Origin of the sequence: Vibrio sp. B1ASS3 (genome assembly GCF_905175355.1) — a bacterium.
Classification (GTDB): Bacteria; Pseudomonadota; Gammaproteobacteria; order Enterobacterales; family Vibrionaceae; genus Vibrio; species Vibrio owensii.
In genome coordinates this window covers 1-13,541 of the sequence record NZ_HG992743.1, presented here as the reverse complement: position 1 = coordinate 13,541, position 13,541 = coordinate 1, and the positions used below count along the sequence as shown (strand labels likewise).

The following is a 13,541-nucleotide window of genomic DNA, read 5'->3' as shown; positions in this document are numbered from 1 at the left end:
ATAGAATCGCCCTCAGATTGAACATTTACGAAGAGTACAAAACATGAAAATTGATTTAAGCCGATTGGTGACAGAAAGCCGCAATCCAGCGAGCGCAGAGATCGATACGCTTTCTACCATCGAGATGCTGCAAGTCATTAACCAAGAGGATCAGAAAGTCGCGTTAGCGGTGCAAGCCGTATTGCCACAAATCGCGCAAACCGTCGATGCCATTACTGCAGCGTTCGCCAATGGTGGCCGTTTGATTTACATGGGCGCAGGTACATCTGGCCGCCTTGGTATTCTTGATGCGAGTGAATGTCCTCCAACTTATGGCACACACCCAGATATGGTTATCGGTTTAATTGCTGGTGGTCATCAAGCGATTTTGAAAGCGGTAGAAAACGCAGAAGACAACGCTCAAATGGGCCAAGACGATTTAAAGACGCTGAATCTGACTCAACATGATGTTGTGGTTGGCATCGCTGCCAGTGGCCGTACGCCTTATGTTTTAGGTGGTTTGGAGTACGCAAAATCTGTAGGGGCAACGACGGCATCAATCGCATGCAACCCTGAATGCGCAATGGCAGAAGCTGCGGACATCGCCATTCTTCCGATAGTGGGCGCAGAAGTCGTCACCGGATCTTCACGCATGAAAGCGGGCACAGCACAAAAACTGGTGCTGAACATGCTGACTTCTGGCGCAATGATTCGCAGCGGTAAAGTGTTTGGCAATTTAATGGTGGATGTAGAAGCCACCAACGCCAAACTGATTCAGCGTCAAACCAACATTGTGATTGAAGCAACAGGCGCAACAAAAGAACAAGCAGAAAAAGCGCTTGAAGCGTGTGAACGTCACTGTAAAACCGCAATTTTAATGATTCTGGCTGATTTGGATGCTGAGCAAGCCAAGTCTCGCCTCGCCGAGCACAACGGTTTTATTCGTGCAGCACTAAATAATAACTAAATAGCCCTAGTACTGAAGGATAGTCCCTATGGCCAAAATTACCTCTAACACCGTATCGCAATTGCTCGCCGCAGTGGGTGGCAGTAACAACGTAAGTAAGTGCGGTAACTGTATGACGCGTTTGCGTTTATCTCTCGCGAATAACAGCTTGGCGGATCAATCCGTCATTAAACAAATTCCCGGCGTCATGGGTGTGGTAGAAAGCGACGAGCAATTCCAGATCATTCTTGGTCCCGGTAAAGCTCAGCAAGCTGCCGATATGATGAGCAAGTTGATCGACAGCTTAATCTCTGGTGACAGCGAAGAGCCTGACGCACCACAACAGGATCTTTCTGCTGTCGCTGCAGAACAGAAAAAACAGATGAAGAGTAAACAAACCAGTGCGGTTCAACGCTTTCTGAGTAAGTTTGCCACCATATTTACACCGCTGATTCCCGGCTTTATCGCTGCGGGTTTGCTGCTCGGTTTTGCCACGTTATTGGAACAAATCTTCGTGCTCGACCAAACACCAAGCCAGTTTATGTTGGATTTGATTGCCTACATGAAGGTCTTTGGTAAAGGACTGTTCGCTTTCTTAAGCATTCTAATTGGCTACAACGCTCAACAAGCTTTCGGTGGCTCAGGTGTCAATGGCGCCATACTCGCTTCGCTATTTGTGTTGGGTTACAACCCCGATGCAACGTCGGGCATTTATTCAGGAATGAATGAGTTCTTCGGTTTTGCGATTGATCCGCGCGGTAACATTATTGGCGTGTTGATGGCAGCGATCATTGGTGCTCAGGTCGAGAAAAAAGTGCGTCAGTATATGCCTGACGATCTGGACATGATCTTAACCTCAGTTGTCACGCTTTTGATCATGGGTGCAGTAACGTTTTTGATCATCATGCCAATCGGTGGTGAGCTATTCAAAGGCATGTCTTGGTTGTTCCTAAACTTGAATGACAACCCATTAGGCGCAGCGATTTTGGCAGGTTTGTTCTTAATTTCCGTGGTATTTGGTATCCACCAAGGGTTTGTGCCGGTGTACTTTGCCCTAATGGAAGCACAAGGTTTTAACTCGCTGTTTCCTATCTTAGCCATGGCTGGTGGCGGTCAAGTAGGTGCTTCTATGGCGCTGTACTTCAAAGCTAAGAAAGACGCCCTGCTACACACACAAGTAAAAGGTGCCATCATTCCAGGTCTACTTGGCATCGGTGAGCCACTGATTTACGGCGTAACGCTACCGCGCGTTAAACCGTTCGTCACCGCTTGTATTGGTGGCGCAGCGGGTGGCTTCTTTATCGGCTTAGTCTCTTACCTTGGCCTGCCTGTCGGTCTAAACACAGTCTTCGGCCCATCTGGTATCGTTGCAATTCCGCTGATGACCTCAGCTAGCGGCATCTTTGCCGGCATGATGGTGTTCATTGGTGGCCTACTTATCTCTTACATCGTTGGCTTCCTAGCTACCTACTTCTTTGGCTGCAAAGACGTTGATTTAAGCTAAATCATTCTAACCCCTATAGGAATGGACTAGCTCGCGTCCTTGAGCTTTCAAGGGCGCACCCTCTCTCTACTTCTTACGACATTGATTTTATTCCGTTATTCGGAAGGGGCTTTGTCGTGCTTAAAAACAATAGAAACGAAAAGGTCGTTCACATGAAAAAGCACATTTTAACTCTACTTCTCCCTACTCTGATGGCGTCAAACGCAGCGATGGCCGCTCAACTTTACCAAGCAGAAGATGGGTCGGTTTTGAACATTTACTCTCGTCTAGGCTTTAACGTCACCAATAAAAATGATGAACACGGTGATGCCAATGGCGAATTTGATGGCCGTATTGGTTTGAATGGCTCACAAACCATCAACGAACACGCCTCTGTCATTGGCCAAGCGCAATATCAGGTAGGTGCAGCAGAATACGCCAACCAAGTGAACGACAAGCCATCTCTGACAGCACGTTACGTTTGGGCTGGTATTGATGCGCAAGATTACGGTCGAATCACTGGTGGCCGTGTTGCATCAGGATTAATCATGTTCACCGACATTGGTGATGTGTTTGCGTCATCAGACGTATCTATGGCGCGCCAAGCAAATAAAGTGGATAAAACCGCGACACAAGTTTTCCGTCAAGACGGTACGCTGCAATACCAAAACCGCATTGGTAACTTCGATGCATCTGTGGCTTACATTATTGGTAACAGCACCTCTGAACTCGATTACGGCTACAACGCAGCACTTCGTTACACCCTAGAAATGGGCGATTTAGGTACACTAGCCCCTGTAGTTGCAATGCAAAAAAGCAAAGGCGATGTGCGTGAAAATAACGATACCGATTACACCTTCTGGGGTGCGGGTACGCGTTACTACTTGGGTGATTTGATGTTAGGTGCGCTTTACTCAGAAGATGAGCTAGAAGGTTACTTCTCTGAAACCAGTACCGATAAAGTCATGGAGCTGACCGCAGTTTACAGTGTAAATGACAAATGGGCGCTACGTGCTGGTTACCGCTCTCTAGAAAACAGCGACGGCGACGAGCTTGAGCTGAAAGATACGACAGTTGAAGTGCAATACAAACTGACCCCTCGCTCTTCTATCTACACCAGTTACGTTGACCGTAATGGCTCACGCGGTTACGAAAACGCACAAGAAGTCTCGTTTGGTGGTGCACATGCAGATGAAAGCTACTACCACTTCGGGCTACGTTACGAGCTGTAAATGTCCATACACTCGTTTTAGTTAGCTAAGATTTCCTCCTCGATATTTTTCCTGCCTTTAAAATATCGAGGAGTGAAATCTTCCTTCTTTTCAGTTACTAGCCATTCTATGAGTTTCCCAATAGGCATTGCTGTCAATTATCATTACATGCATGTTTACTTTTTCATCATTAAGCAAAGTACTCTCTCATCAATTAATCATCACTGAATCAATATGAGAGCCTTATGCCTGTAAAATTTTGCTCACACTGCAACAAACCGACTGAACACAAACGCGTGATGAAACGCATCAACATTCAATCAGAAAACATCAACGGCAAAACAGCCCGTTTAATGGTGTTGGTATCACGCTGTTTTACCGGTAACCACTATCACGAGTTAACGCCTCAATTCTACTGCCGCACTTGTAATCAACACTTTCAAGGCACTGCAGAGATTAAAGACCTGCACGCTCAAGACAACCTGTCAGTTTAAAATGATTACTGCTTAAAATGATTGCTGTTTGAAATGCTCAATAAACGCCTGCGTTCGCTTTGGTAAATGCTCACGTTTAGGATAAAGAATATAGAGTGGTAGGATCGCATCCGTTTGCCATTCAGGGAGTAACGGCACGAGTTGCGATCGCTCTTCACCGTTGAGTTTCTCCAATGCGAATTCATCCAGCATGGCAACGCCGCATCCCGCAAGAGTGGCTTCAAGCATGGATTGAACCAAATTAAAGCTAAGTACACTTTGCAAAGCCACTGACACTTTTTGTTTGGTTTCCATATGATGGAAGTCCCACGTATCGAGGTTTAACTCTTCGTTGCGATACACAATGTGGTCAAGCTGATAAAGATCTTCCGGCGTAGTTATGCTTGGTTTGTTAGACAAGTACGCTTTGTGTGCGAACGGTTTACAGTGTAAAGAGCGTAGATAGTGGCCGATATAGCCCTCGGGTGGATTGTTCGTGAAGAAAAACGCCACATCAAAGCCAGACTCAATAAGATCCACAGGCGTTTCTGAAAAGATCACTTCGAACGTCACTTCCGGATATAACTGGCGAAACTCGATCAAGGCTCGGTTCAATAACGCTGCCCCAAATGACGCCGACGCCGCGATGCGCAAATGCCCGGCAACTCGGTCACTTTCCATCACTTGTTCATTAATCTGCTCCGCTCCTTCCATCAACCCCTTTACTTGCTGATAAAAGCGCAGCCCATCGTAAGTAAGATTAAATTGCCTTGTTGTACGTTGAATCAACTGTACGGACAGAATCTCTTCTAACTGCCTCAATTGACGGCTCGCGTGCGCGTTTGAGCAACACAGTTTTTTCGCCGCGCCAGCAATACTCTTCTCTTCACATAGAGCGATGTACATCGGCACGTAACTAAGCCACTTTATTTCCATATGGTAATTATGAATCTCTAAAAACAATCTACTGGAAATAGTAGAAAGGCTCTACACTGCTTACAACTTAAAATTGGAACGGAGAATCACGAATGAACGCATTCGATACTTGGTTAAAAGGGCAAGTGATCAAAGACCATGTCACCAACCCGAATATCGAGGTGGGAGATTACAGTTATTACTCGGGGTTCTATCACGGTAAAACATTTGAAGATCAATCGGTTCGTTATTTGATAGGCGACAGCGTTACCCAACAAGAGTGGCAAGATGGCGTTTATGGAGAAGTGGACAAACTGATCATTGGCAAATTCTGTTCCATCGCTTCTGGCGCGACCTTTATGATGGCTGGCAATCAAGGCCATCGGGTAGATTGGATTTCTACCTTTCCATTTTCACCTGAAGAGTTTGGAGAAGATGTACAAAGTGGCTTTGAACGCGCAGGTGATACCATAATTGGTAATGACGTATGGATTGGCAGCGAAGCGATGATCATGCCGGGCGTGAAGATTGGAGATGGTGCCGTAATTGGTGCGCGCTCAGTCATCACTAAAGATGTCCCGCCCTACTCGATTGTTGTTGGTCACAATCATATTGTTCGCCAACGCTTTGACGACGAATGTGTCGCCATGTTGTCAGAAATCAAATGGTGGGATTGGCCCATTAACCATATTAAACAAGCAATGAAGATCATGTGCAGCGGTGATGTACGTGCGCTTGGTGCTTACTACCAAGAACACATTGCGTAACGTTCAAAAACAAAAGCCCGTGTACCTCTCAATACACGGGCTTTTTGATTCTTCCGATTAAAGAGTTAAATCGCGACGACGTCTTCTTCCTCTAAATTTGCCGCCACTTTGATTTCGTATTGGTTAAAGCTAAACACACAACCGCCATGGGTGCGTTTGGTTGTCACCTGTTCGTCTCCAAATTGCACTGTAACGCGCGTAAACACGCGATCTTTGGCTTCGACGATATTCTCTTCTAGCGAGACTTCAAACTCTTGTTCAGTGTGTTCTAGCTTCTGTTTAACTTCTTCAAGGCAAGTATTGTTTTGCGCTTTCATTACTTCGATTTGAGCTTGCTCTTCATCGGTACGTTCAGCTTTGGGACGCTTCTTAAATTCAAGCTCCTTACGAATCACATCCATCGTGCCTTCTTGGGCAGATTTGTATTCTTCTTTTAAGCTGGCAATGCGCTCTTTGTACAAGGCGTAGCGGGCAAAAGCCTCGACTTTCGTGGCGGTATCGCCCTCTACGCCAAGTTGCGAACAAAGCACCTTACTTCCGACTTTGGCATCACCACCGCTTAAAGTGCCGTTTTTGCCGCTAGCATCAAGTATCGTCAGATTGCGTCCACATACAATGTCGTTATTCATGCTGTGCACAGCGAGCTCTATATCCTCGCCAGACTGCAATTCACAATACTGGGCGTAACTAGCACGAATCGATGTTTTGGTTCGAACGTGGCAACTCTTCGGCTGACCATCACTGACTGTGTGGCCAATTATGCCCTTCGCCACTTGGATATCACCCTCAGCTTGCACGTCCGCAGACTCAATAAACCCACCAACGGTAATAGAGCCTGTCGCTTTGACGATCATGCCAGATTCAATGTTGCCGCCGATGATGACATTGCCTTTAAACTTAACGTGTCCGGTATTTACGCCCACACTATTCAGACACAGCGCATTATCAACTTCGATGGTTTTGTCTTTGATGAGAGGTGTCCCAGATACAGAAGCGAGCAGAAGGTTAGGATCGGCTTTGCTAATTTCCGTTCCTTTACCCGGTTTAATCGGACTGTCTTTGCCTGCTTGAGGAGGTATTACGCGGCCTTGCACAGTAAAACCTGGAATCCCCTTAGTAGCAGGCGTTCGACGCATGACCTCGTCGCCAATATCAACGGCAATGGTTTCACCCAAGTTGCGTAAATCAATCTTGTCGCTGGTCGATTGGCCTTCTTTCGGTTTGAGGATACGTTTGGTGATGTCTTTGACGAGTGGCGTAAAGATGGCGTCTTTACCTTTGACGGGCTGTTTGCCAACGGCGACAGGTTGAGTGAAGGTTTCTCCGGGTTTGAGTTGATTGCTGACGACCATAACTTTTTTAAGTGCCAACTTATTGATGCCTTTCGATACTCTCGCATGAGCCAGTGCTTGAACGATTTCAGGGCCACGCAAACCACGGCCACCATAAGCACCTACAATGTTCATGCTAGCGAGCATGTCGTTGTTCGACAGTTCAACTTCTACCTGAGCATTCTTAATCTGTGCGACGACGATGCCTTCGTATGCTTCAGCTTTACGCTCACGAGCACAGTTAATGAATCGAACCACTTCAGCGTCATCAACAAACGCCTCACTGGCATTCATTGCTTGAAGCTGTTCAGGCAACTCCTTTTGATTTAGCTCACCTCCGAGTTCAATATCTCCCGGTAGGCGGGCAAAAATCGTCGTTTTGTCTTCCGACCATTCAAGGCATATCTTCCACATAACCAATCCATCTGCTACCCATCACCCAATTCAGTCTAACCAAAATCATTTTCTGAACAAACCTCTCAATTCTCAGAATCAGGCTCACATCACTAAAGGAAGCCCCGCGACTTATGAGCTAGAGATAAGCTCACTCAGAATTTCTAAATCCGATTTAGATTCATTTTTTGCGTTGCGCTCTCCCTACTTCACCAAAGCATCACGACCTGTATTTGAATAGATGGTGAAGCATCCCTAATGGGTAATCTGACTTTATGGAAAGTTTATTATTTAGCTCATTTTATATATGGCTAATAAGATAAGACTTCCGTTTACAGTGTAAATTGAGATTGGCCTTACATCTCAACCGTCAGCCTTAGCAAAAGACCAAATAAAAAAGGAGAGGATTTACAGTGTAAACCCTCTCCTCCCGTTAACCACTTTTACAGTGTAAATTGCTTGTTCTGTTTACACTGTAAATTTAGCTATCAAAACTTGTAGTTCATTCCTTATCTGCGCTTCAACTTGCTTACGTCCCGGCAAGCCATATTGCTTAGCGCACTCACTCCAGTCTTTGTTTAAGAATAATTTACTGATCATCAAGTCAGACACGTCAGCCAAACCACATTGCAGTAACCATTGCTGAATCCAAACAGAGACCGATTCAAAGTTGTTCCCACCTTCAGCATAACTCTCGATTAAAGTGCGTTTCGTTAAATGGGACTGGCAAGTAGATACCGAGGCTGGTAATAGCGCGCGAAGCATGCTTGGCTCCAACTTAGGATACGTAGACGCCGCACTCAATGGCAACAGTTCTTCGAACAGCGATTTGGCTTCGTTTATCCAACCTTGTTGTGAGCCACATTGGCGAACCATCAACAACGAGTAACACCCACTTGCCGCATCTCGCATACTTCCAAGACGAATGGATTCAAAACCAGATTGCTTCCAAAACGTAATCAGTTCTTCTGTTGCACCAAAGCTGGTGGACAAATAAGAGATATGAGGCGGTGTAGTTTGTTCCAACTGCTTCAACATTTGTTGGCCAATTCCTTGCCCTTGCAAATCTGGATGCACCGCAATTCGCATGACTCGCAAAGTAGAAAGCGCACCCACATCAGCATAACCAAGTTGATTGATAATAGTCACTGGTGTCAGGTGCCCTTTCGGACGACGCTTCCCAAGTTGAATATCTTTAACGAGATTCGAATCGAGGTTGCCCTCCTCCACCGTTAACATCACCCCGACGATTTCATTCTTATTCTGAGCTACGTAGATCTGGCAATGTTCATCTTGCAAAAGATGCAGCAAATCATTTGGCGAGGTTTGATAGTGCGCATTCACGAGCAACGCAAAGCACGTTTTCAATACGGAAGGATTAGAAATCAACGCTGACTTACGGAGGTTGATTAATGAAATATCGCCAAGCTCAGCAGGCTGACTCGGCGTGAGTTCTGCATCCAGTAAAAATGCTTGGTACAACCAAGATTCCAAGTTGTCATTTACTGCCCATCGAATAGGTTGTCGAAGATGACAAAGCTTCATTCCAGGTCTTTGCTTTTGTAGCCAATCAACAAACTTAAGCGTGAAGCCACGGCCACAACCTTCATAACCATGAATGGTGGTTGAGAACACGAGACGATGATATTGCTCAGTAATCTGCTTAAGCATAGGAACCGGAATCGCGGCGGCTTCATCAACCAACAACAAATCGCACTCAGGTAAAGTAGAGAGTAATTCATCCGGTGCGATGAACTGAATGTAGCCCTGCCCCACTTCTAATCGGTCTTTCTTAACCCGCTCTGCGGTTGATAGCATTCTCTGCGCGTGCTGATAAACAGGTTCGACCGCTTTGATGCTTGGCGCGGTGACGAGAATTCGTAATGGCTTTTGCTCTAGAAGTTGCGCACATGCAATACCTAACGCACTGGTTTTTCCTCGACCACGATCTGCGGTTAATACTAACGGACGTTTACGATGCCCTTTCACCACTTTTTCGATAAAAGAAACCGCTTCAGTTTGCTCGCTATACTGATGCGCTTTTTCTGCTTGGATAAAATCGGGTAATTGAGGTAATGGTAAATTCTCCTCAATAACACTGAGTTGTTGCCATTGCGTTTGCAGCCACAGTTCCGCTTCATCCGCGTCTTGCGTTTTGTCGGCAACCACAATCAATAGCCCACCGCCGACGAGCGCACCAAGAGCCGAGGTAAAACTGTTGGCATCAAGCTCTTTTCTTGCGTCAAACAGAAGCACATCACACTCACGGCCGAGCAACATATTGCCTTGTTTTGCATTTACGCAGTGGGTGTTTTCTAGTTGCCACTCACCTACGCAGAACCAAGTTTGATTTTGTTGCTTCTGATGAAATTCGGCAATCAAGGCATTTTGCCAATCGGCATCACCATAAATCACCACGCCATTGCGTTGAAAGGCTTTGTAAGTTTGGAACTGGAGCTGAGAAAGGAATTCAGATTGTGCGAGCATTACGTGTATCCAAGCATTGAACTGACGCCATGTTATCACATCTGGATTCATGGAGACTTCGTCAAATTGCAGACATAAAAAAACCGCCCGAAGGCGGTTTCAAACAAGAAGAGTTTTACTTCATTTTGCTCTCAACGAAAGCCAGAATTTCTTCCATCAAGCTGTCGTCAACTTTCTTCAAGTTAAGAGCAAGGTTGTTACCTTTACGGCTGTAGCTTGCGCGACCTTTAACTAGATCTACTTTTTCAGCTTTCTTAGCCGGCTTCGCTGGCGCTAATTCTGCAATCCAGCTTTCGATGCTTTCTGTCACTTCTTTAGTAAGACGAGCCACACCTTGAGCTGTACTGCGCTGCCACAAATAACCTTCCGACGTGCGACACTTATCCAACAAGTTTTGTTGTTGTTCGCCGTTCAATGTCGAGAACTGCTTATGCAGCTTAACAATTGTTGGACGACCTAAATCACCAACATTCGGATAAGCTTGCAGAAGTTCAAGCGGAAGTGCCGCAGCTTTTAATGCACCGCTCACCAATGCTTCACTACACTGGAACATTTTTGCTAGTGCTTTTTGGTCTTCAGCTTCGCCACTTTCAAGTTTCGCCTGCATCTCTTTACCTTTTTCGTATAGAGACAGTGGCTTGTGCGCGTTTGCAACATCAGAAAGGAATTTCGCGTGGTCTGTGTTGATGCTGTCACCAACGTAAACCAAGAAATCCTGCCCCGCTAAGATACAAGACATACGACGGCGGCTACCGTCTAATACTTCAATCTTGCCATCTTCAGTGCGACGACCAACCGCTGGATACTGTTGACCACGTTCTTTCAACGTCACCAACACATCTGATAAAGCGTGTTCGTTTAGGAAAGATTGCTCACGAGCGTTCTCTGCAAATACGCTAGTGTCTGTCGCCACTTTATCCGCAGGAATGCGCACCAATTCAAACTGAACGGTGTTCTCGCCAGCTACAGCAAGTTCGATAGTTTGTGCTTTGTCTTTTGCCGCCGTTTGCGCTTCTTGAGGTGTCGCAACACGACGCTTATTGGTTTTACCAAATAATTTCGCGTTTAATTCAGACGTTTTCAATGCCATTTATTCATTACCCCTGATTCAATGACGGCCAGTTAGAGTGCAGTACGCGCTCTAATTCTAATGCACTTTTATGTACCGCATCTTGTGCAGTAGCGAGCGTTTTCTTACCACCTTCGAAGTCGCCTACGGTCAAATCAAACACCGTGCTGTAGGTGTCAGCACAGGTTTCGAATGCACGACTACGAGGAATAGTGGCCATCATAACTTGGTCACCTAGAAGATAGTTCATTTCAGTTAGAACAGAAACTTGCTTCTTGTTGTCGTCTTCAAACATAGTTGGCATCAAACGAACAAACTCAAGACCGTTCCAATCTTCTGGGAACATCTCGTACACCGTAGGAAGGTGTTGGAAGAAGTTTACTGTTGAAGCCCAGTCAAGACGCTTCGCTGCACAAGGAATCAATAGCGCATTTGATGCGTACATTGCGTTCCATACTAGCGGGTCAACGTGTGGACCGGTATCAATCATAATCACGTCGAAGTCATTCGCGATCTTGTCAATCAACTGCTCTTTCAATAGACGAACGATGTCTAATGACGGGTCTTCAGAGAGTGTTTGCCATGCTTCTGCGTTGAACATTGCGTCTTCTGGGAAAGCAGAAATCGACTTCAAGTTCGGGTATTGCGTTGGCAACAGCACGTTCTTGTGTAGAAACTCACGATCGATTTCAACGCCATCTGGCACATTACCAAGCATGATATCAACCGCTGAATAGATGTTGTCATGCTCTGCCACACTGATTTGTGGGTTCAAGAACAGACGCAGAGAGCCTTGAGGGTCAAGGTCAATCAAACAAATGCGGTAGCGTTTATCTAGGTTTAGCGCCAGACATGCCGCTAAGTGAACCGCAGTCATCGATTTACCCGTACCACCCTTTTGGTTTTGTACGTTGATGATCCACGGTTTGTTTTCAGAATTCTTTTTGCGTTCATGGAATTTAGGCACTTCTGCCGCATCCATTAGCATGTGCGCTTCTTCAAGCGTGATTGAATAATGGTTGGCATTATTCTTTGTAAATTGATGACCTTCCGCTTCCATCTTACCGATAGCATCGTCCAGCTTACGGCGAGTCAAACCTGAGCGGGTTTCCATCATTGCCTTAGACATTGGTGGGAAGTAGTTGTCACTACGCTCTTCCAAAACAATCTCAATACGGTCAGCTTGAACTTGTTGCGTCAGTTCTGCTAATTCCTGGAGATTTTCAATCGTTGTTTCTCTTTTCATGCCAAATTCCGTTGGAAGGATATCTGCATTTAATTGTACAGCACTACAATCCAAAAACAACAAAAAGGTGAACATGCATTTTGAATAACCATCACATAAAAAACACTCACAAACGCCTGTTTTATGATTTCACCTTAAAAACATCACAAAATTTAATCAAATCTATGCCAATAAAGTGCTTCAAACTTTGAAAGAATAAAAATGTCACACTGTCACGCATTTACAATGTAAATCTACAGTTTTTCCGGAACGATTATAGAAAGACGCTAAATTACGGATAGTGTGAGATGAATCTAGTGTTTGACGATGAATGAACGTTTTTAATTAAAAACACGAGAAGCGACTACCTTGATCATGCATCCAGTATGTTTATTCATGTAAAACAGCGATATCGTACGGAAGAATGATCAAGGACGCATCATGATCATTCTTCCGTCGAGCGCAGCAAATACGAAAGCATGATCAAGGAAATTATGTGTCCCAGTACATTGCACATCGATTTTTCAATGCGATCAATTTATCGGAAAAATGATCAAGTAAATTTCAGCCTCGGAAGCATGCTTTTTCACGGCCAATTTACGGATGAATGCAGATAGACTGGGGGATAGAGGCTAAATCAAAGATAAAAACGTGGAACGATGAAAATAAACCGAAAACAAAATGTAGAACGCGATATCATGATCATGCTTCCGTTTGTTTCGGGATAATGCAGAGAAACAAGGCGCGCGATGTAAAATTGGACAAGGTTTCAGCATTTGCGCAAATAGTATTCACAAGTAGCGACAGAACGATGAAAAACGACGCTCTTGATCATTGTTCCAAAGGTAAAACCCCATTGCTTTACCGCAAACGAAGACAAAGTTTTCCAAGGCGTACCTTTATTTCTGTGGATAAGTTGTACAAACATCATGATCATCGTTTCACGACCTTTTTGATCATCTTTTCAGAAACTTAATGATCATGCTTACGGCGCTTTGTGATCATGCTTTCTGACTTTTGTTGATCATCGTTTCGGAATAATCATGATCATAGTTCCGAATTGCCGCTTTAAAATATCTATTTAAAACATGACCTTACGTCATCAAAAATCTCCAGATCATTAGATCATATAATCAATTAAGATCAGATTAATCAAAAAGATCAGTTATTTAAAAAACAAAGATTTTTTCTTTATTTATGATCTGTTTTTCTTTATCCTTCGGAACCATAGCAAAACTACGGCTAGTGTGATCTGGATCTAA

The 13,541-nt window shown here is 44.9% G+C and carries 10 protein-coding genes; 5 read left to right on the top strand and 5 right to left on the bottom strand.

The features are described from left to right. Positions 1–43: 43 nt before the first annotated feature. The 4 genes from murQ (at position 44) to KJB05_RS18405 (ending at position 4,113) form a co-directional block, all read left to right on the top strand. Positions 44–946: an N-acetylmuramic acid 6-phosphate etherase gene (gene murQ, locus KJB05_RS18420; protein ID WP_208444531.1), complete on the top strand. Its 903-nt coding sequence runs from the start codon at positions 44–46 to the stop codon at positions 944–946. Between the two features lie 28 nt (positions 947–974). Then, on the top strand, positions 975–2,429 hold the full coding sequence (murP, locus tag KJB05_RS18415) for a PTS N-acetylmuramic acid transporter subunit IIBC (protein WP_208444532.1): 1,455 nt from the start codon (positions 975–977) through the stop codon (positions 2,427–2,429). Between the two features lie 152 nt (positions 2,430–2,581). Next, a complete protein-coding gene (locus KJB05_RS18410; RefSeq protein ID WP_208444533.1) occupies positions 2,582–3,640 on the top strand; it encodes a porin in 1,059 nt (352 codons plus the stop codon). 224 nt (positions 3,641–3,864) lie between these two features. Beyond that, positions 3,865–4,113 carry a hypothetical protein gene (locus tag KJB05_RS18405; RefSeq protein WP_208444534.1) on the top strand — a complete coding sequence of 83 codons (249 nt, stop codon included), beginning with the start codon at positions 3,865–3,867 and terminating at the stop codon, positions 4,111–4,113. A 12-nt stretch (positions 4,114–4,125) separates the two neighbouring features. On the opposite strand, the gene KJB05_RS18400 is transcribed toward KJB05_RS18405, so the two are convergent. Next, on the bottom strand, positions 4,126–5,028 hold the full coding sequence (locus KJB05_RS18400; protein ID WP_208444535.1) for a LysR family transcriptional regulator: 903 nt from the start codon (positions 5,026–5,028) through the stop codon (positions 4,126–4,128). Between the two features lie 92 nt (positions 5,029–5,120). Here KJB05_RS18400 and KJB05_RS18395 point away from each other — a divergent pair, with 92 nt between their 5' ends. Beyond that, positions 5,121–5,774, top strand: coding sequence for a CatB-related O-acetyltransferase (locus KJB05_RS18395; protein ID WP_208444536.1), 654 nt, complete (start codon positions 5,121–5,123; stop codon positions 5,772–5,774). 65 nt (positions 5,775–5,839) lie between these two features. Here the strand turns inward: KJB05_RS18395 and KJB05_RS18390 are convergent, their stop codons facing one another. The 4 genes from KJB05_RS18390 to KJB05_RS18375 all read right to left on the bottom strand — a co-directional run bounded on the left by KJB05_RS18390 (position 5,840) and on the right by KJB05_RS18375 (position 12,300). Continuing rightward, positions 5,840–7,519 (bottom strand): FapA family protein, encoded by a 1,680-nt coding sequence (locus tag KJB05_RS18390; protein WP_208444537.1) that lies wholly within the window; start codon positions 7,517–7,519, stop codon positions 5,840–5,842. A gap of 447 nt (positions 7,520–7,966) precedes the next feature. Continuing rightward, positions 7,967–9,985 (bottom strand): GNAT family N-acetyltransferase, encoded by a 2,019-nt coding sequence (locus tag KJB05_RS18385; protein ID WP_208444573.1) that lies wholly within the window; start codon positions 9,983–9,985, stop codon positions 7,967–7,969. Between the two features lie 115 nt (positions 9,986–10,100). After that, positions 10,101–11,075, bottom strand: coding sequence for a ParB/RepB/Spo0J family partition protein (locus tag KJB05_RS18380; protein ID WP_208444538.1), 975 nt, complete (start codon positions 11,073–11,075; stop codon positions 10,101–10,103). A gap of 7 nt (positions 11,076–11,082) precedes the next feature. After that, complete coding sequence (locus tag KJB05_RS18375; protein ID WP_005428912.1) at positions 11,083–12,300, bottom strand: AAA family ATPase; 1,218 nt, start codon at positions 12,298–12,300, stop codon at positions 11,083–11,085. Positions 12,301–13,541: the final 1,241 nt, after the last annotated feature.